Source organism: Bordetella pertussis 18323 (assembly GCF_000306945.1).
In the GTDB taxonomy this organism is placed as follows: Bacteria; Pseudomonadota; Gammaproteobacteria; order Burkholderiales; family Burkholderiaceae_B; genus Bordetella; species Bordetella pertussis.
This window is the reverse complement of record NC_018518.1, coordinates 3621091-3643336: the sequence shown is the minus strand read 5'-3', so window position 1 is coordinate 3643336 and position 22246 is coordinate 3621091. Positions and strand designations below refer to the sequence as shown.

Here is a 22246-nt window from a genome sequence, read left to right as displayed (position 1 = left end):
CAAGGAGCCCGGCCGGATGAACACCCATAAGCATGCCCGATTGACCTTCCTACGTCGACTCGAAATGGTCCAGCAATTGATCGCCCATCAAGTTTGTGTGCCTGAAGCGGCCCGCGCCTATGGGGTCACCGCGCCGACTGTGCGCAAATGGCTGGGCCGCTTCCTGGCTCAGGGCCAGGCGGGCTTGGCCGATGCGTCCTCGCGCCCGACGGTCTCGCCCCGAGCGATTGCGCCGGCCAAGGCGCTGGCTATCGTGGAGCTGCGCCGCAAGCGGCTGACCCAAGCGCGCATCGCCCAGGCGCTGGGCGTGTCAGCCAGCACCGTCAGCCGCGTCCTGGCCCGCGCCGGTCTGTCGCACCTGGCCGACCTGGAGCCGGCCGAGCCGGTGGTGCGCTACGAGCATCAGGCCCCCGGCGATCTGCTGCACATCGACATCAAGAAGCTGGGACGTATCCAGCGCCCTGGCCACCGGGTCACGGGCAACCGACGCGATACCGTTGAGGGGGCCGGCTGGGACTTCGTCTTCGTGGCCATCGATGACCACGCCCGCGTGGCCTTCACCGACATCCACCCCGACGAGCGCTTCCCCAGCGCCGTCCAGTTCCTCAAGGACGCAGTGGCCTACTACCAGCGCCTGGGCGTGACCATCCAGCGCTTGCTCACCGACAATGGCTCGGCCTTTCGCAGCCGCGCCTTCGCCGCGCTGTGCCATGAGCTGGGCATCAAGCACCGCTTTACCCGACCTTACCGCCCACAGACCAATGGCAAGGCCGAACGCTTCATCCAGTCGGCCTTGCGTGAGTGGGCTTACGCTCACACCTACCAGAACTCCCAACACCGAGCCGATGCCATGAAATCCTGGCTACACCACTACAACTGGCAGCGACCCCACCAAGGCATCGGGCGCGCTGTACCCATCTCCAGACTCAACCTGGACGAATACAACCTATTGACAGTTCACAGCTAGGGCGCCGGCCAGCCGCGCTGGGCGGCCAGGCGGCGGTAGGCGTACCCGGCCAGGGCCACGTCCTCCAGCCCCACGCCCACCGACTTGTAGATCACGATATCTTCATCCGCCTGGCGCGCCGCCGCCCGCCCGGCCAGCACATCGGCCAGTTCGACCACTTTGGCGTCCAGGCCGGTATCCGGCGCGGCCAGCACCAGGTCGCCCGCTTCGGACAGCGTCTGCTCGCGCCACTCCACCACGACCGCCCGCGCGCGGCGCAAGGCCTCGTCGTCCAGTTCCCGCGTATGCGGCAGGCTGGACCCGATCGCCCCCACGAACGCGCCCGCGCGCAATGCCTGCCCGGCAAACAGCGGCGTGGTCGAGCGCGTTGCGGTCACCACGATATCGGCCTGCGCGGCAATGTCGGCGGGCGCGGCCATGCGCGCCGGGACGCCGCAGCGCCGGCCGATGCGCTCCAGGATCTCGGGCGACGCATACGGGTCATGGACCAGGATGGCCTCCAGGGCAAAGCGCGCGCTCAGCTGCGCCGCATGCTCGGCGCCCTGGGTGCCGGCGCCGAACAGCCCCAGCACGCTGGAACGCGGACGGGCCAGCGCGCCGGCGGCCAGCACCGTGCACGCCGCGGTGCGCTTGCGCGTCAGCGTGCCTGCGTCGCACGTCGCCAGCGGCCGGCCGTCGGCGGCCGAAAACAGCAGGATCACGAACTGGAACTGCCCCTTGATCGTGGTGTACACCTTGGCGCCGGCCACGCCCTGGCCGGGAATCACCGCGCCCAGGGTCGACAGCTTCACGCCGCCGGCCTCGGTGCGCACGCGCCGCTGCATGGCGGCCGAGCCCCGGCCGAAGTCCAGGAATGCGGCGTGCAGCACCTCCTGCGCGGCCTGCGGAGTGACCGCGTCCTCGATCATTGCGTCGTCGATGTGCAGCATGCGCGCTCCCTCAAACGGGCTTGGGTTTCTGCCACGACACCTTGATGTCGCCGTTGACGAACGTCTGGCACGCCATGCGGTAGCCGCGCTCGAAGTCTTCCGGCGTCAGGTGCCGGCGCTCCTTGGGCTTGATGGCATCGGTATGCTCCAGCCCCGATTCGATCAGGCACTTGCAGGTCCCGCACAGCCCGCCGCCGCACTTGAAGGGAATGCCGCCCTGCTCCTTGAGGGAAACGCGCAGCAGATTGCTGTTCTCGGGCGCGGTGACGACCTTGCCGCCGTTGGTGATGAAGGTGATTTCGACCATGGTGTTCACGATTGGGTTGTCGGCGGCTCAGGCGTCGCGCCGAACCAGTTCGGCCTGCATGCTGCCAAAGCGCGTCAGATCGGTGAGCGCGTCGCGCGCGCCCTGCAGCGATTCGAATTTCTCCAGGAACTTGGAAGGCACGTGGTTGACCACCGCGCCGGGCCCTTCCTCGACGATGGCCACCTTGGCCTCGCCGCGCAGGGCGGCGATCTGGTAGATGGCCTTGCGCTGCCCATAGAAGAGGTAGTCGTACTCCTCCACCACCTCGAACTCGGGCCCCGCCTCGGTATGGAACTGGCCCGGCTTGTTGGTCAGGATCACGTACATATCAGTCTCCGCCGCCGGCCGGCGCCGCCGCGTCCTGGCGCAGCTCTATATCGTGGGTAATCCACAGCTGGCAAGCCAGGCGGTAGCCCTGGGCCAGCCGGTCTCCCAGCTGCTTTTTCTCTTTCCAGTTCGGCTCGGGCAGGTGTTCGCCGCCAGCGAGGATGCGGCACGCGCAGGTGGCGCACTTGCCCATCCCGCACTGGTAGCGCAGGTTCGGATAGGGAAACTGCTTGATCCCGGCGCGCACCACCAGATTGGTGTTGTCCTTCACCTCATCGGTAAAGGTTTCGTCGCCCTTGTGGAATACAACGATAGGCATGGCCGGTTCGCGCTCACAATGTCCTGGAATGCCGGGCCGCCATGGGCGGCCCGGCTCGTGCCGGCGCCGATACTCGGCGACCGTTATGAACATTGTATATCGTATGCCGTTTGTGCCGACCTAGGGAATTCACCGATAGGCGGACAGTTCTGCATCGCGCGCCTGCAAACCGCGCCAATTGCTTGATTAGTCTATTGAATCAGGCATATAGACGGCAAAAATCACGGCCATTGTTGTACAAAGCGGGCCAGGGCTGCATCGAAACGGTATTCGATGTACAATTGCTTGGTAAATAAAGCAATAGGTACTAACCATGAAAACCGTTACGCCTCGTATGCAACACGCCCGTATCGGCCAGCAATTGCTGCCGCACTTCGCCCAGCGCGCCGAACTGCGCCGCACGATCCCGCTGTTTCCGTTCACGCTGGCCGAACTGCTGGCCCCGCTGCGCCGCAAGACCACCAACCGCCCCGGCTCCGACGAGCCCGCGCTCGACGCCCGCTGAGCGCCGGGCCGGCCGGCCTGGCCCGGCGCCCCGGCCCATTTCCCTGCCATGACCTGGCCCGCGCCTGCCCGGCGTCGGGCCGTCGGCGCTGGCGCGCCGGCAGGCACCGGTTGCATGCGCGCGGTTTTTATCTAAAATGATAGTGGTTTGCATTATCATCACGCCTGCCTACCGTGCCCCTCACCTCCCTCGCCCCCCAGGACGCCGTCCACGCGCTGTACCGCGAACATCACGGCTGGCTGCAAAGCTGGCTGCGCAAGAAGCTGAATGATGCCTACGACGCCGCCGACCTGGCGCAGGACACCTTCGTGCGCGTGCTGCGCCACCGCGCCGAACTCGCCACGCTGCGCGAGCCGCGCGCCTACCTGCTGACCATCGCCGGCCGACTGGTCGTCAACCACTACCGGCGCCGCTCGCTCGAACGGGCCTACCTCGAGGCCCTGGCCAGCCTGCCGCCGGCGCACGCCCCCTCGCCCGAACAACGCGCCCTGATCCTGGAAGCCCTGGACCAGATCGATGCCTTTCTGCACAGCCTGGCCCCGAAAGTGCGCCAGGCGTTCCTGCTGGCCCAGCTGGAACGCCTGCCATATGCGGACATCGCCCGGCGCCTGCAGGTATCGGTACGCACCGTGCAGCGCTACATCGCGCAGGGCTACGAGCAATGCATCCTGCTGGCCCCCTGAATCCGCCCGGCGACGACGCGCCGATCGAGCGCCGGGTGGCGCGCGAGGCCGCCCGCTGGCTCGTGCGGCTGGGCTCCGGCCAGGCCAGCGCCGACGAAATCCAGGCCTGCGACCACTGGCGCGCCAGCCATGCCGAGCACGAACGCGCCTGGCAGCGCGCCCGCCGGCTGACGAGCATGTTCGACCGCATCCCGCCGGCCGTGGGCCAGGCCGCCCTGGGCCGCGCGCGGGACCGCCGCGCGATGCTGAAATCCTTGGTCGCACTGCTGGCGGCGCCGCCGGCCGCCTGGGCCGCGCTGCGGGGCGCCCGGAACAGCGGCTGGCTGGCCGACCTGCGCACCGGCACCGGCGAAACCCGCACGGTGGCGTTGGGCCCGGGCACGCAGTTGCGCCTGAATACCGGCACCGCCGTCAGCCTGGACGACGGCTCCGGCTTGCTCAGCCTGCGCCTGCACCGCGGCGAAATCTACCTCGAAGCCGACCGCCCCTGCCGCGTGCTGACCCGCGGCGGCATGATCCGCACGCAGGCGGCGCACCTCTGGCTGCGCCAGGACGATGCCGACGGCCTGCTCGGCGTGGTGGCCGGGCTGGCCTTCTGGCAGGGCGCCGACAACCGCACCCACTCGGTTGCGGCCGGACAACGCATCGCGTGGCACGACGGCGCCCTGCAGGGCGCGGCGCAAACGCTGGATGGCTCGCCGGACTGGCTGCGCGGCGTGCTGCGCGCCGATGCCATGCGCCTGGACCGCTTCCTGCGCGAACTGAGCCGCTACCGCCCGGGTACGCTGCGCTGCGACCCCAGGGTGGCCGGGCTGCGTCTGTCCGGCGTGTTCCAGCTGGCCCACACCGACGACATCCTGCGCGCCCTGCCGGCGCTGCTGCCGGTGCAACTGTCCTATGTAACGCCGTACTGGATCACCGTCGGGCCCCGGCCCGCCGGCGCCACGACGTGAAGAAGCGGCCAGCCATGAGCGCAGAACGTCCCTCGGCAAAAAAAATTCCTGTTCCCTGTCCGGTTTCGACGCGCCGGTGGTCATCGACAGCACAAGCACGCTCGTGCCTGCTCTCGATGGGAAAGGAAGATCATGGTTTACGCTTGCGATCAGGGCGCCCGCCGCGCCCGTCCCGCGCCGCCAAGGCGCCCCCAAACGGCACTGGCCATGCGCGGCGCGCTGGCGGCATGCGCACTGGCCGGTACGCTGGCGGCCGCTCCCGCCGCCGCGCAGCCGACGGCGGCGCCCGCATCGGCGGGCGCGCGCGCCTGGCACATCGACGCCGGCCCCCTGGGCGAGGCCCTGGCGCGCTTTGCCGACCAGGCCGGCATTACCCTGCTGTACGACCCCGCCGCGGTGCGCGGCCGCGCCAGCGCCGGCCTGCAAGGCGTGTACTCGGTGCCCGACGGCCTGGCGCGCCTGCTCGATGGCAGCGGCCTGGACGCGCGCCAGCGCGGCGCCGGCACCTACGTGCTGCAGGCGCTGCCCGCCGGCCCGGTCGCCCAGCTGGCGCCGGTCACCATCGAGGCTGACGGCGTGCGCGCCGATCCCGCCTGGGCCCGCACCGCCACGCGCCGCGAGCTCGACGCGCGCCAGGTGCTCGACTGGAGCGATATCGGCAAGCGCGTCGATCCCGGCGTCAACTACAACCGCCGCACCAAGAGCATCAACATCCGCGGCCTGGACGAAAACCGCGTGGTCACGCGCATCGACGGCATCCGCCTGCCCTGGCTCGACGACGGCGCGCGCGGCATCCAGGGCGGGCTGAACGCGGTGGACTTCAACACCCTGTCGCGCCTGGACGTCGTGCGCGGCGCCGACTCCAGCGCGGCCGGCTCCGGCGCGCTGGGCGGCCTGGCCGACCTGCGCACGCTCGAACCCGCCGACCTGCTGCGCGACGGGCGCCGCTTCGGCGCGCTGGCCAAGTCCGACTATGACTCGGCCGACGCCAGCTGGGGCCTGAACGCGGCCCTGGCCGGGCAGGTCCACGACGACACCAGCTGGCTGTTGCAGGCGGGCACCCGCAATGGGCACGACCTGGACAACCGCGCCGACACGGGCGGCTACGGCAGCAAGCGCAGCCAGCCCAGCCCCGAGGACTACGCCCAGAACAACTTCCTGCTCAAGCTGCAGCAGCGCATCGACGGCGGCCATCGCCTCGGCCTGACGGGCGAATACTTCAAGCGCCGCGCCGACCTCGACCAGATGTACCAGCAGGGCGCCGGCACCAGCTACCAGTACGGCGCCAACCGCACCCACGAGGAAACCACGCGCAAGCGCGTCTCGCTGGACTACCAGTACAACGCCCCGCAGGCCGGCGCCGCGATCGACAGCGCCCGGGCCATGGTGTATTGGCAGCGGCTGCGGCTGGACAGCTCGCAGGACGCCCGCCGCACGCGCGACGGGCGCGCCTACGCCCGCCCCGGCGACCCGTACTTCTACGGCTACCCCAGCGGCCCCTACGGGCGCAGCAACTCGATCCAGGAATCGATCCTCGGCGTCAACGGCGAGCTCTCCAGCCGCTTCGAAGGCATGGTGTCGCAGCGCGTGACGATAGGCGGCGAATGGTACGGCAACCGCACCGAGCAGTACTCGGACGGCTACGACAACTGCCCCGCCATCCCGCCCGGCACGCCCGCGCCGATGGGGCCGCGCCTGTGCGACATGCTGCATACCAACCAGGCCGACATGCCCCGGGTCAAGGGCAGCCAGTGGGCCATCTGGGCGCAGGACGAAATCGCCTTCGCCGACGGGCGCTACATCCTGACCCCGTCACTGCGCTACGACCATTACGAGCAGAAGCCGCAGCAAGGCGGCGGCTACCAGAACAACCCCAACGCCGGCGCGCTGCCGCCGTCGTCGTCGGGGGGCCGCTTCTCGCCCAAGCTGCTGGGCACCTGGAAGGCGCGCGAGGCGCTGACGCTGTATGCGCAATACGGCTTCGGCTACCGGGCGCCGTCGGCCACCGAGCTGTACACCAACTACGGCGGCCCGGGAACCTATCTGCGCGTGGGCAATCCCTCCTTGAAGCCCGAGACCAGCAAGGGCTGGGAACTGGGCGCCCGCCTGGGCGACGACCAGTTGGGAGGCGCCGTATCGCTGTTCGACAACCGCTACCAGAACTTCATCGACAAGAACGTGCCGCTGGGCAAGGGTTCGCCGCAATGGCAGCCGGCCTGGGACGGCCAGTACCCGCTGGGCGTCACCGGGCTGGCCAACCGGGCGCGCGTGCGCATCTATGGCGCCGAAGCCTCGGCGCACTGGCGGTTCGCGCCCAACTGGCGCACCTGGGGCTCGCTGGCCTGGGCCGTGGGCAAGGACGAAAACACCGGCCAGCACCTGAATTCGGTGCCGCCGCTCAAGGCCATCCTCGGCCTGGGCTACCAGCGCGACGAATGGGGCATCGACGCCATGCTGACGGCCGCCACGCGCCGCGACGACGTGCAATACCCCGAGGCCTCCGCCAGCGCGCGCTACGCCGATTTCCAGGCCCCGGGCTACGGCGTGGTGGATCTGTCCGCCTACTGGCGCCCGGCCGCCGTCAAGGGCCTGCAGCTGCAGGCGGGCGTGTTCAACCTGTTCGACAAGAAATACTGGGAAGCCATCAACGTGCCCACGGCGGGTGCCATTGCGATTCCGCGACCGTTAGACTGGTACAACGAGCCAGGCCGCAGCGTGCGCGTATCGTTGACCTACCAGTATTGAACCCGGCGCGCCAGAACCATACCCTGGAGAATGCAATGACCGAACCGACCTTTGCCACCCGCGCCGCGGCGCTGCGCCAGCGCAACGACGAGCTGGCCGCCAGCCAGCCCGGCCAGCGTGCCCGCAACCTGGCCCAGGCGCTCGGCGTCTCGGAAGCCGAATGGATCGCGGCCGGCTGCAACGGCGCGCGCGTCACCGCGCTGCGCGGCAAGCCGCAAGCCATCTTCCGCGACCTGGGCGAGCTGGGCGAAGTCATGGCCCTCACCCGCAACGACTGGTGCGTGCATGAACGGCACGGCCGCTACGAGGACATCCAGGCCGAGGGGCCGGTGGGCCTGGTGCTGGGGCCGGATATCGACCTGCGCGTGTTCTTCAACTGTTGGGCCAGCGCCTGGGCCGTCGAACAGGACGGCCACACCAGCCTGCAATTCTTCGACGGCGCGGGCGTGGCGGTGCACAAGGTGTACCGCACCGAAGCGACCGACGGCGCGGCCTGGGAGGCGCTGGTCGCCCGCTACGCGGGCGAGCCCGAATGGCCCGAGCCGCAGCCCTATCCGCCCGCCGCCGACGCCGCCGCCGTGGACGATCCGGCCGCGCTGCGGCGTGACTGGCTGGCCATGCAGGACACGCACGAGTTCTTCCCGCTGCTGCGCAGGCTGAAGGTCGGGCGGCTGGCGGCCCTGAAGGCCGCCGGCGCCGACCTGGCGCAACAGGTGCCGGCCGAGACGGTCGAGCACATGCTGACGCAGGCCGCGGCCAGCGGCCTGTCCATCATGTGCTTCGTCGGCAACCGTGGCATGATCCAGATCCATACCGGCCCGGTCGAGAAGCTGCGCCGTACCGGCCCCTGGTACAACGTGCTGGACCCGCGCTTCAACCTGCACCTGAACACCGAGACCGTCGATTCGGCCTGGGTGGTCAGCAAGCCCACCAGCGACGGCTGGGTCACCTCGCTGGAGCTGTACACGGCCGGCGGCGAGCTGATCGTGCAGTTCTTCGGCGAGCGCAAGCCCGGCAAGCCCGAACTGACCGCCTGGCGCCAACTGCTGTCTGGCCTGTGCGGCCAGCCGCTGGCCGAGTGAGGCAGGCCATGAAGCGCTTGCTGGCATGGCTATTGGCGATGGCCTGCGCCGGGGCCGCGGCCGCGGCGCAGACCGCGCCGGCGCAGCGCGTCGTCACGCTGGGCGGCACCGTTACCGAAATCGTCTATGCGCTGGGCCAGGGCGGCCGCCTGGTCGGCGACGACCTGTCCAGCCTGTACCCGCAGGCGGCCACGCAACTGCCGCGCATCGGCTACTACCGGGCGGTGCCGGTCGAGGGCGTGCTGGCGCTCGAACCCGACCTGGTGCTGGCCTCCGAACAGGCCGGACCGCCCGACGCCATCGAGCGCCTGAAGGCGGTGGGCGTCCGTGTCGCGGTCGTCTCCGACCAGGCGTCGGTGAAGTCGCTGCATGCGCGCATACGCGCCATCGCCCAGGCGTTGGATGCCGTGCCAGAAGGCGAGCGCCTGGCCGCCCAGCTCGATGCCGAGCTGGCCCGGGCCGAGGCGCTGCCGGCCTCGGGCGCGCGCGCGCTGCTGCTGATGAACCGCACCGGCACACCCCTGGGCGCCGGGCGCGACACCGCGGCGGACCTGCTGCTGCGCCTGTCGGGGCTGGCCAACGCGCTGGCCGGCCAGGAGGGCTACAAGCCCTTGTCGGCCGAAGCGCTCGGGGCGCTGGCGCCCGAGGTCATCGTGGTGACCGCGGCCTCGCTGGCGGCATCGGGCGGCCTGGAGAAGCTGCGCGCGCAACCAGGAATCGCCGCCACGCCCGCCGCGCAACGCCAGTGCATCGTGGTCATGGACGACCTGCTGGCGCTGGGAACCGGCCCGCGCCTGCCGCAGGCGATCCGCCAACTCAAGGAGACGCCTTGTGTCGCTGGCCACGGCGCCCCGCCCGCCCGCTAGCCGGCGCCATCCGGTCGCGCTGCTGCTGGCGCTGGGCGCTGCCCTGCTGGCGGTGGGCATTCTCGCCGCCGCCAGCGGCGCGGTGCATATTCCGCTGGCCGACCTGGCGCGCCTGATCGGCGGCGACAGTACGCCGCGGGATGCGCTGTGGCGCAACGTGCTGTTCGACATCCGCCTGCCGCGCGTGCTGTTCGCGGCCACCGCGGGCGCGGCGCTGGCGATCTGCGGCGCGGCCATGCAGGCGCTGTTTCGCAATCCGCTGGCCGAGCCCGGGCTGGTAGGCATTTCGGCCGGCGGCGCGATGGGCGCGGTGCTGGCCATCGTGCTGACCTCCGGCGGCTTCGCCATCACGGCGCCCGCGGCCTTCGCCGGCAGCCTGCTGGCTACCGGCTGCGCCTACGTGCTGGGACGCCGCGCGCATGGCGTGGCGGGCCTGCTGCTGGCCGGCATCGCCATCAACACGGTGGCCGGCAGCGTGATCGGCCTGCTGACCTTCATGGCCTCGGACGCGCAACTGCGCGACCTCACGTTCTGGAGCATGGGCAGCCTGGCCGGCGCGCGCTGGTCGTTGCTGGCGTTTCTGGCGCCCTGGACCTTGCTGTGGTCGTGGTGGCTGATGCGCCAGTGGCGCGCCATGAACGCACTGCTGCTGGGCGAGCGCGAGGCGCACCACCTCGGTCTCGCGCTGCGCTCGGTACGGCGGCAACTGGTGCTGGCCACCGCGCTGATCGTCGGCCCCCTGGTGGCGGCCACCGGCGGCATCGGGTTCGTCGGCCTGGTCGTGCCCCACCTGATACGCATGACGCTGGGCGCCGACCACCGCTGGCTGCTGCCCGCCTCGATGCTGGCCGGCGCCCTGGCCCTGACGCTGGCGGACTGGCTGGCGCGGGTGGTCATCGTACCGGCGGAACTGCCCATCGGACTGGTCACCAGCCTGGTGGGCGGCCCCTTTTTCCTGTGGCTGCTGGCGCGCGGCCGCCGTCTCTGACCGCAGCAACGCCCATGACCCTGCAAGCCCGCAATCTGACCTTGGCGCGCGGCGGCGCGCCCATCCTCACCGACGTGTCGCTGACGCTGGCGCCCGGCGCGCTGGTGGGCCTGCTGGGCGCCAATGGCGCCGGCAAGTCCACCCTGCTGGCGGCGCTGGCCGGCGAACTGGCGCCGCGCTCGGGCCAGGTCTTCCTGGGCGATGCAGACCTGGCGACGTTGAGCGCGCGGCAGCTGGCGCGCCGCCGCGCCGTGCTGCCGCAAAAACCCTCGCTGTCGTTCGACCTGGGCGTCAGCGACGTGGTCGGCATGGGCGCCTATCCGTTTCCGGAACTGGATCCGGCCGCCGTGCGCCAGCTGGTGCGCGACGCGCTGGAGCAGGCGGGCGTGACCCACCTGGCGCAGCGGCGCTATCCGCAGCTGTCCGGCGGCGAGCAGCAGCGCGTGCAGTTCGCGCGCGTGCTGGCGCAGTGCCATGCCATGCACGCGCCCGGCCAGACCCGCTACCTGATGCTGGACGAACCCATTTCCAACCTGGACCCCAGGCACCAGATGGAATTGCTGGCCACGGCGCGGGCGCTGGCCCACGAGGCCGGCATGGGGGTGCTGGTGATCGTGCATGACATCAATCAGGCGGCGCGCTGGTGCGACACGCTGGCACTGCTGGCCGATGACCGGCTGGCCGCGCTGGGGCCGCCCGCCGACGTGCTGACGCCGGACCACATGCGGCGCGTCTATGGCATCGAGGCCGATGTGCTGGCGCATCCCACCCTGCCCGGCCGCCTGCTGGTGCTGGCGCGCTGAACCTCAGGCGCCGGTTTCGAGGTGGCGCAGCCAGGCCTGGGCGGCGTCGAGCTCGTGCTCGCTGAACACGCGCACGCCGGCGCGCCTCAGGCTGGCCGCCGTCACGCCTTCGCGCGCGATGCGCGCGCCGCTGAAACTGCCGTCGTACGTGTACCCGCTGCCGCACGACGGGCTGCCCTCCTTGAGCACGGCAACGCGGATGCCGCGCTCGCGCACCAGCGCCAGCGCCTGCCGCGCGCCCTCGACGAAAGCGGCGCTGACGTCGACGCCCGAGGCCTCGCGCACCTGCGCCAGGCCGTCGAGCACCGCGGCGCCCCCGGCGCCGGCGGCGATTTCCGCCGGCGGACGCGGCGTGGGCAAGCCGCCGGCGACTTCCGGGCACACCGCCACCACGCGCCGCTCGGCCTGCCAGCGCGCCAGCACCGGATGCCCGGTCGCGGCATCGCGTCCGTCGTAGCGCACCGGCCGGCCCAGCAGGCAGGCACTGACCAAGACCCATTCCATCGCGGCTCTCCCGGCGCCCGGCGGGCGCTACAGCCGCTACTGTAGCGCTGTCGCGCCGCCCCCGGCGCGGGCGCGGGGGCACGGCCGAATTCGGACGCAAGCCGCCGGAGGCCGGCGCGGCCGCGCGGCGCTAGACTGGCCGGTATGGATACTTGCCCGAACACGGTGCAGGCGCGCATCGGCGCGCTGGACTGGCCGGCCCTGGAAACCGCGCTCGATGCGCGCGGCGCCGCCGTCGCGCACGGCCTGCTGGATGCGCGCGAATGCGGCGAGCTGGCCGCCCTGTACGCACAGCCGCGGCTGTTCCGCAGCCGCATCGTCATGGCCCGGCACGGCTTCGGCCGCGGCGAGTACCAGTATTTCGCCTATCCGCTGCCGCCGCTGGTGGCGCAGCTGCGCACGGCGTTCTATCCGCCGCTGGCGGCCGTGGCCAACCGCTGGAATGCGGCGCTGCGCGATCCCATGCGCTATCCGGCGCGGCATGCCGACTGGCTGCATACCTGCCACCAGGCCGACCAGGCGCGCCCCACGCCGCTGCTGCTCAAGTATGGGCCGGGCGATTACAACTGCCTGCACCAGGACCTGTACGGCGAACGGGTGTTCCCCTTGCAGGTGGCCATCCTGCTGTCGCGGCCCGGCCGCGACTTCGACGGCGGCGAGTTCGTGATGACCGAGCAGCGCTCCGGACACGCGGCGCGCGCCGAGGTCATGCCGCTGGCGCAGGGCGACGCGCTGGTTTTCGCGGTCAACCGGCGGCCGGCGCAAGGCGCGCGCGGGCCGGTGCAGGCCAGCCTGCGCCATGGGGTGAGCGAACTGCGGGCCGGCCAACGCTATACGATAGGCATCATCTTCCACGACGCCACCTGAGACGCAGCGCCATGCAAGCCGACCTCTTCGACGCCGAGCAAACCGGCATCCGCACGCGCCTGGGCGAGCAGGCGTGGGTGCTGCGGGGTTTCGCCCTGCCCTGGCTGGACGCCTTGCTGCCCGCCTTGCGCGCGGTCATCGCGCAGGCGCCGCTGCGCCATATGGCCACGCCAGGCGGTTTCACCATGTCGGTGGCGCTGACCAATTGCGGCGCGCTGGGCTGGACCACCGACGCGCACGGCTACCGCTACCGGCCCGACGATCCGCAGACCGGCTTGCCGTGGCCGCCGATGCCGCAGGCGTTCGCGCAACTGGCGCGCGAGGCGGCGGCGCAGGCGGGCTTTGCCGGCTTCGATCCCGACGCCTGCCTGGTCAACCGCTATGCGCCCGGCGCGCGCATGTCGCTGCACCAGGACAAGAACGAGCGCGACTTCGGCGCGCCCATCGTGTCGGTGTCGCTGGGCCTGCCCGCCATGTTCCTGTTCGGCGGCGCGCGGCGCGACGAGCGGCCCGCCCGCATACCGCTGCTGCACGGCGACGTGGCCGTATGGGGCGGCGTGGACCGGCTGCGCTACCACGGCGTGATGCCGCTGGCCGAGGGCCAACATCCGCTGCTGGGCCGCCAGCGCATCAACTTCACGCTGCGCCGCGCCGGCGCCTGAATTCGGCCGCAAGTGCCGGGATGCGCGGCACGCGCGCGCCGCATACAGTCAAGGCGCCATCAAACCAGGAGCGCATCATGCAATTCTTTCAGGCCCAACTCGAATCGCCCCTCGGCGCCCTGAGCCTGGTCACCGACGACCGGCAGCAGGTACGCGCGCTGGAGTTCGCCGACTCGCCGCAACGCCTGCAGCGGCTGCTGCATCTGCACTACGGGACATACACCCTGCGCGAGGCGCCGGCCCCGGCGGCCATCGTCACTGCGCTGGCGCACTACTTCTCGGGGCAGTGCGACGCGCTGGACGGCATTGCCACCGCCACCGGCGGCAGCGCGCTGCAGCAGCGGGTCTGGCAGGCGCTGCGCCGGATTCCGGCCGGCGAGGTCACCAGCTACGGCGCGCTGGCGCGGCAACTGGGGCATGACGACCGCCAGGCAGCGCGCGCCATCGGCGGCGCCAACGCGGCCAACCCCATCGCCCTCATCGTGCCGTGCCACCGCGTCATCGGCAAGGATGGCGCGCTCAAGGGCTATGCCTGGGGGCTGGAGCGCAAGCGCTGGCTGCTGGCGCACGAGAACGCCGCGGCGGGGCTGTTGCGCGAGGCCGGCTGAGCCGTTTGCAACGCCGGCAACGGCGCCATATACAAGCGGGCAAGGACGTTGTACCGTCGCGGAACTTCTTCTCCCGCACCCTGGCGCCCGCCGCATGTACCGCACCGACCGCCTCTACAGCCCCCCTGCCTGGCCTGTGACCCGCTGGCTGGCCGATCCCGGACGGAACGTGCCGGACGACATCCGCCAGGCGCTGCTCGGAGGCCTGTTCGGCACGATTTCGATCTTCGTGGGCGGCGTGCTCAACAGCGTGCTGGTGGCGCTGATCATCGCCATCCGCCTGCCGCAGGCGCCGTTCATCGCATGGCTGGCGTTCGAGCTGGCCTGCTGCCTGGCGCGCGCCGTCGTGCTGGTGTCGGCGCGCCGCGCCGCCGCGGCCGGCCCACCCATACCGACGCCTATATCGTGTTGACCGTGCTGTGGTCGTGCAGCGTGGGCTACGGCACGCTCATCAGCGTGGCCAGCGGCGACTGGGTCGCGGCGATCCTGGCCTGCCTGTCCGCCGCCGCCATGGTGGGCGGCATCTGTTTCCGCAATTTCAGCGCGCCGCGCCTGACCGCGCTGATGATCTGCGTGAGCCTGGGGCCTTGCACTACCCTGCCCTGGTTCACCGGCGAGCACAGCCTGTGGATCGTCAGCGTGCAATTGCCGCTCTACCTGGCCAGCATGACGGTGGCGGCGTACCGCTTCAATCGCATGCTGGTGGCGACCATGCAGGCCGAGCGCGACAGCGACCGGCTGGCGCGGTGCGACGCGCTGACCGGGCTGATGAATCGCTTCGGCCTGGGCTTCGCGCTGGAGCGCGCCGTGGCGGCGACGCGCCGCGACGGAAACGAGTTCGCCCTGCTGTACCTGGACCTGGATGGTTTCAAGTCGGTCAATGACACCCACGGCCATGCCGCCGGCGACCGGCTGCTGCGCGACGTGGCGGCGCGGCTGACGGAGCTGGCGCCGGCCGACGCGGCGATCGCGCGCATCGGCGGCGACGAGTTCGTGCTGCTGGTGCGGGATTGCGACGAGGCCTGCGCCACCGCGTTGGGCGATCGCATCGTGGCGCGGATCTGCGAGCTTTACGACCTGGGGACGCCGCGCCCGGTCCGCATTGGCGGCAGCGTCGGCATCGCGCTGGTGCCCCGCCATGGCCAGGAGATGACGGCCATCCTCAAGGCCGCCGACCGGGCGCTGTACCTGGCCAAGTCGGCCGGCAAGTCGCGTACCGCGCTGGCCGCCTGAGCGGCCGGGCTACTGCGCGACCGGCTGCCAGCCGGCCAGGTCGGTGCGCATGCCCACCGCGCCCGCGCCGCCCAGGTCGCGCTGCAGCACCTGGCCGCTGGCGTCGGCGGCAAAGGTGTACACGCCGCTGCGCCGGTATTGGGCCGGCCAGGCCACCACGCGGAAATCCTTGCCGTCGGGCGCAGCCTCCACCCGGAACCGGTAGCCGGCATACGCCTGGTCGAGCGGCGTGTCCGCGCCCATGGCCAGGGCGTCGGGCCCGAAGGGCGGCGCGTCGGCCTGGTCCGCCGCCGGCCAGTACAGGCCGTCGCGATGCTCGGGCCGGCTGACCAGCCGGCTTGCGTAGCGTCCCTGCCCCGGCCCCTGCGCATAGCGCGCCTGCGCCTGCACCAACTGCCTCACGCCGTCGATGGCGACCAGTTCGTTGCGCCCGATGGTGCGCCGGCGCATTTCGGCCACGCCCGCCTGCAGGTCGAAGCGCCATTGCCCCTGGCCGCCGCGCGCCATCGGAACCGGGAAGGTCCAGCCCGAGAGCCCCACCGCCAGCCAGGCGCGGCGGTCGCCCTCGCTCTGGATGTCGTGGCGATCGGCCCACGCGGCCAGGAAACGGTAGATCGCCTGCGTGTGATCGCCGGCCGGGAACACCTGGCGGTAATTGGCGCCCAGCACGCGCGCCATCGCCACGTCGTCGGACGTGGCGATGGCGTCGACCAGCGCATCGCCGGCGGCCTGGGCCGTGGGGTAAGGCGCCTGGGCCATGGCCGCGCCGGCGGTCGCCCAGGCCAGCGCCAGGGCGCCCAGGGCGCGCCGGACCATCGAATGCTTGTTGTGCATGCTCATCTCCGGCCATGACCGAAATGGTGGGCGCCGCCGCCCGTGCCGCCGCGGCCGCCAAAGCCGCCGCGCTGTTGCGCGAAGTCGCCGCGCTGGGTCTGCTGGCGCATGCGCGCGCCGTCGCCGGCGTCGTGCAGCGCCGGCGTGCGGTTGAATTGCTCGGCTCGCTCGCGCGCCGCGGCCTGGTCGGCGCGCTGGCGTTGCATGCCGTCCGCGTGAGCCGGATTGTGCTGGCCCGGTTGGCGCTGCCCGGCGCCCGCCTGGCCCGGCCGGCTGCCGGTCGGCCGGGCGTCGAGCCCAGGCGCCCCGGCGCGCTCGCCGCCATGGCCGGGACCGCCGTAACCGGCGACGGCATGGCCGGTATGGCCTTCGAACGCCTGCGCGGCGCGCTGCCGCTCGGCGTCGATCGACCCTCCGCCCGCGCGCTGGCCGGCCTGCGCGCGGCGCTGCTGGCCGGCCTGGCGCTGCGCGTCGAAGCGCTGGCGGCTGGCGCTGTCGGCGTAGGCCGCGCTGCCGCGATTGGCGGCGTTGTGCTGCCAGTCCACCCGCGTGTTGCTGGTGTCGATACGGTGGTTGATATTGACGTTGTTGTAGCGATTGACGTCGATATCGACGTCATTGTGGCCCCAGTCGAAGCCGCCCCACATGGCGTCGACCGCCGCCACGCCCAGGCCGAAGCCGATGCCGCCGACCAGGGCGGTCGCGAAGGCCGAGCCGGGCGGCGGCGGATAGTAATAGGGCGGATAGGCCGGATACGGCCAGGCGCCGTACACCACGGTGGGGTTGTAACTGGGAACGTAGACCACTTGCGGATCGGCCGGCTCGACCACCACGACGGTCTTGCCGGCGCTTTCGGTGGTGGTGACTTTCTGCTGCTTGTTGCTGCTCAGCGTGCCGGCCTTCCTGGCCTCGGCGCGCAGGCGCTGCACGGAATCCATGACGTCGTCGGGCTGCGCCAGGAAAGCATCGCCCAGCGACTTGACCCATTGCGGCTGGCGCCCCATCAGATCCATGACCGACGGAAACGCCACCAGGGACTTGACGCTGGGATCCCACGGCTGGCCTTCGGCGGCCTTGACGGCGGCGTCGCCCGAATCCTTGGGATGATCGGCGGACCATTTGGCCGCGGCGGCCACGTCGTCGGGATAGGTGGCGGCCATCAGCACCTGCGACAGCAGCGAATCGGGATACAGGGCCACCGGCGCCAGCAACTGGTCGAGCCGGGCGTTGTCCAGCTTGGCCTGCGCCTGCGCCTGCGCCGGACTGGCCCATATCGCCCCCAGATACAGCAGACTCACAAGCAGATAGCGCAATCGCAACATATCCCACTCCCAGGAGTTTGCCCGTCGGACGGCCGGTGCCCCCCGGTCCGAGGAACGCCGCTTGCCAGCGTAACGGCTGGCGCGCAATTTGAGAAGCAGCGCGTGGCGCTCAGGCGTAGGCCGCCACCCGCGCAATGCAGCGATGCAACACATCGCGCACCACCCGGTTCATGGCCAGCGCCCGGCGTTCGGCCAGCACGATCAGGCCCACGGTCGGCATGCGGAACGGGACGGGAAACGCCATGCAGCGCACGCCGCCCCAGCGCTCGAGCTCCTGCCCGATATCGAGCGGCAGCAGGCCCAGCGACGCCATGTTGCTGCTGATGGCGGAGTGGACCAGGCGCGCCGAGGTGGTTTCGATGCGCGCCACCGGCGCGACGGCATTGCGGCTGACGAAGGCCTCCACGAACGCCATGCGCGTCGGGCTGGACGCGGGCGGCAGCACCCATGGATGGCCGTGCAGCGACGCCAGCGTCAGGCTGGCGCGCCGCTCGTACAGCGCCTCGCTCATTACGATGGACGCGGTCTGCGAGAACAGGCCCTCCTGCGCCAACGTGTCGGCGCCGGCGTCCGCCGAAAGCCGCCCGATCACGATGTCGAGCTCCTGGCGCCGCAGCGCAAGCACCAACTGGTCCGTGGCCCCTTCGAAGGTGCTCACCGACATGCGCAAGGGCTCGCCCGTGAGCGTCTTGAGCACTTCCTGCATCAGGGCGTTGGACACGAACGGAATCACCCCCAGCCGCAGGTGGGCGCCGCGCCCTTCCTCGAACGCGCGCAACTCGCTGTGCAGCGCGCCGGCGTCGGCCATCAGCAGGTCCACGCGCGCCAGGATGTGCCGGCCCACCGCGGTGGGCGCCAGCCGCGCCCCGCTCGCGCGAGAACACCTGGGCGCCCAGTTCCGCCTCGATGTCGCGCAAGGTACGGCTGAGCGCCGGCTGCGTGAGCCCGCGCCGTTCGGCCACGGCGGTCAGGGAGCGGGCCGCGGCGATCTCGCGCAGCAACTGCAGATCGCGAAACCGCAGCCGGGCAAACGGAACCGGGTCGCTAGGGGCGGAATCGTGCATTGCGGGTAAACCCTGGGTTTTGCATAACAAAAATGGTATCACTTCAAACAACGGAATCACACGAAAATCATGCAACTCAGGAAAACCACCATACGGGGAATGCCATGCAGCATCTACACAGACCTACGCGGCTCATGGGCGCGATAGCCATCATCACCACCGCGTTCGCGCAGGCCGGCGCCGCGCCGTCCGACCAGCCCCTGCGCATCGTCGTCCCCTACGCGCCCGGCGGCACCGGCGACGTCATCGCCAGGCTGGTCGCGAAGAAACTGGGCGAGCAATCCGGGCAATCGGTCGTGGTCGAGAACAAGCCCGGCGCGGCCGGCTCGATCGGCGCGTCGACCGTGGCCCGCGCGGCGGCCGACGGCAATACCCTGCTGCTGGGCTACACCTCCGAGATGGTCATCAACCCCATCGTTCAAAAAGGCGTGAGCTACGACGTGGCGCGCGACTTCGCGCCCGTGGCGCTGGCGGGTTCGACGCCGCTGCTGCTGGTAGCCAACCCGACGGTCGGCGTCAACTCGATCGCCGAGCTGGTCGCGCTGGCCAAGGCCAAGCCCAACCGCCTTTCGTATGCCTCGGCAGGCCCCGGCAGCCCGGCCCATATCGCCGGCGCGCTGCTGGCGCGCGAGGCAGGCATACAGCTGCTGCACGTCCCATACAAGGGCGGCAGCCAGGCGGTCACCGACACGGTGGGCGGCGTGGTCAGCATCTACTTCTCGGGCATGCCGCCGGCGGTTCCGTTCGTCAAGAACGGCAAGCTGACGGCGCTGGGCGTCACCGCCCGCCAGCCCAGCCCCGCCCTGCCCGATGTGCCGGCGCTGGCCGCGCAGGACTACCCGCGGCTGGACCTGGCCGGCTGGTTCGGCTTTTTCGCGCCGCGCGAGGTGCCGGCGCCGGTGCAGGCTGCGCTGCACGACCGCATCACCGCCGCCCTGGCCGCCGACGACATCAGGCAGGCGCTGGCCGTGCAGGGCGTGGAAACCCGGCCGATGAGCGCGCAGGCCTTCGGCGACTTCGTGGCCGCCGAACAGAAGAAGTACGCGCGCTTCATCGACGAACTCGGCATCGCGGCCGAATAACGAGGAACAAGCATGAATCTGTGGTTACTGGGCACCGGAACGCCCACGCCGTCCTTGTGGCGCATGTGTTCGGGCTATCTCGTGCGCGTCGGCGACGAATACCTGGTCTTCGACCACGGGTTCGGCGCGCACCATCGCATGCTCGAACTGGGCGTGCGCGCCACCCAGGTCTCGCACGCCTTCTTCAGCCATCACCATTACGATCACATGGGCGACTATCCGCGCCTACTGCTGACCCGCTGGGACCAGGGCGTGGGCAGGATCGACGACATGGACGTCTACGGACCGCCGCCGCTGAAGCTGATCACCGAGCGCCTGATCGGCGACGACGGCGCCTTCGGCCCGGACCTGATCTCGCGCACGGAGAACCAGTGCAGCATCGACGTGTACCAGGCGCGCGGCGGCACGGGCATGCGCGCCCGCCCGCAGCCCCACCTGCACGAACTGGCCGCGGATGCGGTGGTGCGCACGCCGGGCTGGACCGTGCGCGTGGCGCCCGTGAACCACTTCGCGCCGCACCTGGTGTCGTATGGCTACCGCCTGGACGCGGACGGACAGTCCTTCGTGTATTCCGGCGATACCGGCCCCAGCCGCGCGCTGCGCGAACTGGCCCAGGATTGCGACGTGCTGGTCCATATGTGCCACTACGTCTCGGGCACCGCCCCCAGCAAGACCTTCGCCGCGTTCACGATGGGGCACCGTGAGCTGGCCGAGCTGGCCGCCGAGGCCAACGTCCGCAACCTGGTCATCTCGCACGTGACCGAACAGTTCGACCACCCCGGCATGCGCGAGCGGATCGTGCGCGAAGTCGGGGAGATCTACCGGGGCAATATCTTCTTCGGCGAGGACGGCATGGAGATCCCCTTCGCCGGTCCGCGCCAGACCCGGCTGGACTGAAGCCGCGCGCCGATCTGTCGACAAGTAAACAGACAGCGCGCGGCCGACCCGCGTAGATTGCTCCCGACACGCCCGCCCATCCCCGGATGGGCGGCGAACAGCGGGAGACCAACTTGAGCATACGCGGCAAAGCCTACATCGTCGGCGCCTTCGAACACCCCCTGCGCTACGCGCCAGCGCATTCCGTGGCCCAACTGCATGCCGAATGCGCGCTGGGCGCGCTGGCCGACGCCGGCCTCACCCTGGCCGACGTGGACGGCTATTTCTGCGCCGGCGACGCCGGGGCCAGTCCGGCCACGCTGGTCGACCACATGAACCTGCGGCTGCGCCACGTCGATGGCACGGAAATCGGCGGCGGCTCGTACCTGGCGCTGATCGGCCACGCCGCCCAGGCCATCGCCAGCGGCAAGTGCCGCGTGGCGCTGATCACGCTGGCGGGCAAGCCGCGCAGCGCCGGCCAGGCCACCGGCACGGAGGCGCGCCAGCCGGGACCGGACCGTCCGGCCTCGGCCTGGGAGGCGCCTTATCGCTGGACGGTGGCAGGCATCTACGGCAATTTCGCGCGCCGCCACATGCACGAGTACGGCACCACCAGCGAACAACTGGCCTGGGTCAAGGTGGCGGCCTCGCACCACGCCCAGCACAACGAGCACGCGCTGCTGCGCAAAGTCTACAGCGTCGAGGACGTGCTGGCCTCGCCCATGATCGCCGACCCGCTGCACCGGCTGGACTGCTGCGTCATCACCGACGGCGGCGGCGCGCTGGTGCTGGCCGCGCCCGAGGTAGCGCGCAGCCTCGCCCGCCCGCGCATCCGGGTGCTGGGTTGCGGCGAGACCATACGCACCAACAACGGCGGCCACCACGCCGACATGCTGCACACCGGCGCGCAGCGCTCCGGCCCGGCCGCCTTTGCCGAGGCCGGCGTCACGCCCGCCGACATCAAGTACGCATCGGTCTACGACAACTTCACCATCATGGTGATCATGCAGCTCGAAGACCTGGGCTTTTGCGAGAAAGGCGCCGGCGGCCGCTTCGTCGCCGACGGCAACCTGATCTCCGGCACGGGCCGGCTGCCCTGGAACACCGATGGCGGCGGACTGTGCAACAACCATCCGGCCAATCGCGGCGGCATCACCAAGGCCATCGAAGCGGTGCGCCAGTTGCGCGGCGAAGCGCATCCATCCGTGCAAGTTCCCAACTGCGACCTGGCGCTGGCCGCCGGCCCCGGCCTGGTGTTCGGCGTCGGCCACTCGCACGCCACCGTCATCCTGGAGCGCGAATGAATATCGAGAACCCCGCCCCGATCCTGGACCAGGATCCTTACGTACAGGCGTATCCGGAAACCCGCGCCTTCTGGGAGGCCGCGGCGCAAGGCCGGTTCGTGCTGCCGCGCTGCCGCGACTGCGGGCAAAGTCACTGGTACCCGCGCGGCCTGTGCCCGCTGTGCGGCTCGACCGCGCTCGAATGGCAGGACGCCGCGGGCACGGGCACGCTGTATTCGTACAGCGTGATGCGCGCCGCGCCGCAGCCCTATGCCATTGCCTATGTGCAGCTGGCCGAAGGCCCCCTGGTCCTGACCAATATCGTCGACAGCGATCTCGAGCGGCTGCGCATCGGCCAACCGGTGCGGGTCGCGTTCCAGCGTACCCAGGAAGGACGCAGCGCGCCGGTTTTCGTCGCGCTGGCGGATTGAAGGAGA

Annotated in this window: 24 protein-coding genes and 2 pseudogenes; 17 read left to right on the top strand and 9 right to left on the bottom strand. The window is 70.8% G+C overall.

The features are described 5' to 3' along the window. Positions 1-16: 16 nt before the first annotated feature. Positions 17-967: an IS481-like element IS481 family transposase gene (locus BN118_RS17225; RefSeq protein ID WP_010930179.1), complete on the top strand. Its 951-nt coding sequence runs from the start codon at positions 17-19 to the stop codon at positions 965-967. Here BN118_RS17225 and BN118_RS17220 read toward each other — a convergent pair. Genes BN118_RS17220 through BN118_RS17205 form a run of 4 tightly spaced genes read right to left on the bottom strand, consistent with a single transcriptional unit; the run spans position 964 to position 2849 of the window. Then, positions 964-1896, bottom strand: coding sequence for an ornithine cyclodeaminase family protein (locus BN118_RS17220; protein ID WP_010929758.1), 933 nt, complete (start codon positions 1894-1896; stop codon positions 964-966). The genes BN118_RS17225 and BN118_RS17220 overlap by 4 nt on opposite strands. A 10-nt stretch (positions 1897-1906) precedes the next feature. Further along, positions 1907-2212 carry a 2Fe-2S iron-sulfur cluster-binding protein gene (locus BN118_RS17215; RefSeq protein WP_003815425.1) on the bottom strand — a complete coding sequence of 102 codons (306 nt, stop codon included), beginning with the start codon at positions 2210-2212 and terminating at the stop codon, positions 1907-1909. 18 nt (positions 2213-2230) lie between these two features. Next, positions 2231-2530, bottom strand: coding sequence for a hypothetical protein (locus tag BN118_RS17210; RefSeq protein WP_004567880.1), 300 nt, complete (start codon positions 2528-2530; stop codon positions 2231-2233). Between the two features lies 1 nt (position 2531). Continuing rightward, positions 2532-2849 carry a 2Fe-2S iron-sulfur cluster-binding protein gene (locus BN118_RS17205; RefSeq protein ID WP_003815429.1) on the bottom strand — a complete coding sequence of 106 codons (318 nt, stop codon included), beginning with the start codon at positions 2847-2849 and terminating at the stop codon, positions 2532-2534. Positions 2850-3183: 334 nt separating this feature from the next. On the opposite strand from BN118_RS17205, the gene BN118_RS17200 reads away from it, so the two are divergent. From BN118_RS17200 to BN118_RS17165, 8 genes are all read left to right on the top strand, one after another. Then, positions 3184-3354 carry a hypothetical protein gene (locus BN118_RS17200; RefSeq protein WP_010929757.1) on the top strand — a complete coding sequence of 57 codons (171 nt, stop codon included), beginning with the start codon at positions 3184-3186 and terminating at the stop codon, positions 3352-3354. A 173-nt stretch (positions 3355-3527) separates the two neighbouring features. Continuing rightward, positions 3528-4037 carry a sigma-70 family RNA polymerase sigma factor gene (locus BN118_RS17195; protein WP_003815434.1) on the top strand — a complete coding sequence of 170 codons (510 nt, stop codon included), beginning with the start codon at positions 3528-3530 and terminating at the stop codon, positions 4035-4037. Between the two features lie 35 nt (positions 4038-4072). Next, complete coding sequence (locus BN118_RS17190; protein WP_010929756.1) at positions 4073-4990, top strand: DUF4880 domain-containing protein; 918 nt, start codon at positions 4073-4075, stop codon at positions 4988-4990. A 132-nt stretch (positions 4991-5122) separates the two neighbouring features. Further along, entirely contained in the window at positions 5123-7735 is a 2613-nt protein-coding gene (locus BN118_RS17185) for a TonB-dependent receptor (RefSeq protein ID WP_029443809.1), read from the top strand. Positions 7736-7770: 35 nt separating this feature from the next. Beyond that, complete coding sequence (locus BN118_RS17180; RefSeq protein WP_010929754.1) at positions 7771-8817, top strand: hemin-degrading factor; 1047 nt, start codon at positions 7771-7773, stop codon at positions 8815-8817. After that, on the top strand, positions 8814-9683 hold the full coding sequence (locus BN118_RS17175) for a heme/hemin ABC transporter substrate-binding protein (protein WP_014906070.1): 870 nt from the start codon (positions 8814-8816) through the stop codon (positions 9681-9683). The genes BN118_RS17180 and BN118_RS17175 overlap by 4 nt, the downstream gene beginning before the upstream one ends. Before the next feature lie 43 nt (positions 9684-9726). Next, positions 9727-10671 (top strand): FecCD family ABC transporter permease, encoded by a 945-nt coding sequence (locus BN118_RS17170; RefSeq protein WP_041166308.1) that lies wholly within the window; start codon positions 9727-9729, stop codon positions 10669-10671. Positions 10672-10685: 14 nt separating this feature from the next. Further along, positions 10686-11474 (top strand): heme ABC transporter ATP-binding protein, encoded by a 789-nt coding sequence (locus BN118_RS17165; protein ID WP_014906068.1) that lies wholly within the window; start codon positions 10686-10688, stop codon positions 11472-11474. 3 nt (positions 11475-11477) lie between these two features. Here BN118_RS17165 and BN118_RS17160 read toward each other — a convergent pair whose 3' ends face one another. Beyond that, positions 11478-11978 carry a 2-thiouracil desulfurase family protein gene (locus tag BN118_RS17160; protein ID WP_003817864.1) on the bottom strand — a complete coding sequence of 167 codons (501 nt, stop codon included), beginning with the start codon at positions 11976-11978 and terminating at the stop codon, positions 11478-11480. A 144-nt stretch (positions 11979-12122) separates the two neighbouring features. On the opposite strand from BN118_RS17160, the gene BN118_RS17155 reads away from it, so the two are divergent. The 4 genes and pseudogenes from BN118_RS17155 (at position 12123) to BN118_RS17140 (ending at position 15348) form a co-directional block, all read left to right on the top strand. Further along, positions 12123-12845, top strand: a complete 723-nt coding sequence (locus tag BN118_RS17155; RefSeq protein WP_010929750.1) for a 2OG-Fe(II) oxygenase — start codon at positions 12123-12125, stop codon at positions 12843-12845. Between the two features lie 11 nt (positions 12846-12856). After that, a complete protein-coding gene (gene alkB / locus BN118_RS17150) occupies positions 12857-13507 on the top strand; it encodes a DNA oxidative demethylase AlkB (protein ID WP_003815451.1) in 651 nt (216 codons plus the stop codon). Between the two features lie 20 nt (positions 13508-13527). Then, positions 13528-14115, top strand: a complete 588-nt coding sequence (locus BN118_RS17145) for a methylated-DNA--[protein]-cysteine S-methyltransferase (RefSeq protein ID WP_010929749.1) — start codon at positions 13528-13530, stop codon at positions 14113-14115. A 94-nt stretch (positions 14116-14209) separates the two neighbouring features. After that, positions 14210-15348 (top strand): annotated as a pseudogene (locus BN118_RS17140) (GGDEF domain-containing protein). Positions 15349-15357: 9 nt separating this feature from the next. Here BN118_RS17140 and BN118_RS17135 read toward each other — a convergent pair. The 4 genes and pseudogenes from BN118_RS17135 to BN118_RS20935 form a co-directional block, all read right to left on the bottom strand. Next, positions 15358-16188, bottom strand: a complete 831-nt coding sequence (locus BN118_RS17135; protein ID WP_010929747.1) for a DUF2950 family protein — start codon at positions 16186-16188, stop codon at positions 15358-15360. Next, positions 16185-17504 (bottom strand): DUF3300 domain-containing protein, encoded by a 1320-nt coding sequence (locus BN118_RS17130; RefSeq protein ID WP_014906067.1) that lies wholly within the window; start codon positions 17502-17504, stop codon positions 16185-16187. The genes BN118_RS17135 and BN118_RS17130 overlap by 4 nt, the downstream gene beginning before the upstream one ends. 109 nt (positions 17505-17613) lie before the next feature. Continuing rightward, entirely contained in the window at positions 17614-18348 is a 735-nt protein-coding gene (locus BN118_RS17125; RefSeq protein ID WP_019248014.1) for a LysR substrate-binding domain-containing protein, read from the bottom strand. Positions 18349-18427: 79 nt separating this feature from the next. After that, positions 18428-18568, bottom strand: a pseudogene (locus BN118_RS20935) (helix-turn-helix domain-containing protein); the annotation flags it as partial. 104 nt (positions 18569-18672) lie between these two features. Between BN118_RS20935 and BN118_RS17120 the strand changes: the two are divergent. The 4 genes from BN118_RS17120 (at position 18673) to BN118_RS17105 (ending at position 22240) form a co-directional block, all read left to right on the top strand. Beyond that, positions 18673-19650: a tripartite tricarboxylate transporter substrate binding protein gene (locus BN118_RS17120; RefSeq protein ID WP_014906066.1), complete on the top strand. Its 978-nt coding sequence runs from the start codon at positions 18673-18675 to the stop codon at positions 19648-19650. A 12-nt stretch (positions 19651-19662) separates the two neighbouring features. Next, positions 19663-20547, top strand: a complete 885-nt coding sequence (locus BN118_RS17115; RefSeq protein WP_010929745.1) for an MBL fold metallo-hydrolase — start codon at positions 19663-19665, stop codon at positions 20545-20547. Positions 20548-20633: 86 nt separating this feature from the next. Then, positions 20634-21830 carry a thiolase domain-containing protein gene (locus tag BN118_RS17110; RefSeq protein WP_010929744.1) on the top strand — a complete coding sequence of 399 codons (1197 nt, stop codon included), beginning with the start codon at positions 20634-20636 and terminating at the stop codon, positions 21828-21830. Next, positions 21827-22240: a Zn-ribbon domain-containing OB-fold protein gene (locus BN118_RS17105; protein ID WP_010929743.1), complete on the top strand. Its 414-nt coding sequence runs from the start codon at positions 21827-21829 to the stop codon at positions 22238-22240. The genes BN118_RS17110 and BN118_RS17105 overlap by 4 nt, the downstream gene beginning before the upstream one ends. The last annotated feature ends 6 nt before the right edge of the window (positions 22241-22246 follow it).

What these genes read in the sequence shown, in the direction of transcription:
- BN118_RS17225 (WP_010930179.1), top strand. Translation starts at nt 17, where the DNA reads ATGAACACCCATAAGCATGCCCGATTGACCTTCCTACGTCGACTCGAA.
- BN118_RS17220 (WP_010929758.1), bottom strand. Translation starts at nt 1,896, where the DNA reads ATGCTGCACATCGACGACGCAATGATCGAGGACGCGGTCACTCCGCAG.
- BN118_RS17210 (WP_004567880.1), bottom strand. Translation starts at nt 2,530, where the DNA reads ATGTACGTGATCCTGACCAACAAGCCGGGCCAGTTCCATACCGAGGCG.
- BN118_RS17205 (WP_003815429.1), bottom strand. Translation starts at nt 2,849, where the DNA reads ATGCCTATCGTTGTATTCCACAAGGGCGACGAAACCTTTACCGATGAG.
- BN118_RS17200 (WP_010929757.1), top strand. Translation starts at nt 3,184, where the DNA reads ATGCAACACGCCCGTATCGGCCAGCAATTGCTGCCGCACTTCGCCCAG.
- BN118_RS17185 (WP_029443809.1), top strand. Translation starts at nt 5,123, where the DNA reads ATGGTTTACGCTTGCGATCAGGGCGCCCGCCGCGCCCGTCCCGCGCCG.
- BN118_RS17180 (WP_010929754.1), top strand. Translation starts at nt 7,771, where the DNA reads ATGACCGAACCGACCTTTGCCACCCGCGCCGCGGCGCTGCGCCAGCGC.
- BN118_RS17165 (WP_014906068.1), top strand. Translation starts at nt 10,686, where the DNA reads ATGACCCTGCAAGCCCGCAATCTGACCTTGGCGCGCGGCGGCGCGCCC.
- BN118_RS17160 (WP_003817864.1), bottom strand. Translation starts at nt 11,978, where the DNA reads ATGGAATGGGTCTTGGTCAGTGCCTGCCTGCTGGGCCGGCCGGTGCGC.
- BN118_RS17155 (WP_010929750.1), top strand. Translation starts at nt 12,123, where the DNA reads ATGGATACTTGCCCGAACACGGTGCAGGCGCGCATCGGCGCGCTGGAC.
- alkB (WP_003815451.1), top strand. Translation starts at nt 12,857, where the DNA reads ATGCAAGCCGACCTCTTCGACGCCGAGCAAACCGGCATCCGCACGCGC.
- BN118_RS17145 (WP_010929749.1), top strand. Translation starts at nt 13,528, where the DNA reads ATGCGCGGCACGCGCGCGCCGCATACAGTCAAGGCGCCATCAAACCAG.
- BN118_RS17135 (WP_010929747.1), bottom strand. Translation starts at nt 16,188, where the DNA reads ATGAGCATGCACAACAAGCATTCGATGGTCCGGCGCGCCCTGGGCGCC.
- BN118_RS17130 (WP_014906067.1), bottom strand. Translation starts at nt 17,504, where the DNA reads ATGTTGCGATTGCGCTATCTGCTTGTGAGTCTGCTGTATCTGGGGGCG.
- BN118_RS17120 (WP_014906066.1), top strand. Translation starts at nt 18,673, where the DNA reads ATGCAGCATCTACACAGACCTACGCGGCTCATGGGCGCGATAGCCATC.
- BN118_RS17115 (WP_010929745.1), top strand. Translation starts at nt 19,663, where the DNA reads ATGAATCTGTGGTTACTGGGCACCGGAACGCCCACGCCGTCCTTGTGG.
- BN118_RS17110 (WP_010929744.1), top strand. Translation starts at nt 20,634, where the DNA reads ATGGGCGGCGAACAGCGGGAGACCAACTTGAGCATACGCGGCAAAGCC.
- BN118_RS17105 (WP_010929743.1), top strand. Translation starts at nt 21,827, where the DNA reads ATGAATATCGAGAACCCCGCCCCGATCCTGGACCAGGATCCTTACGTA.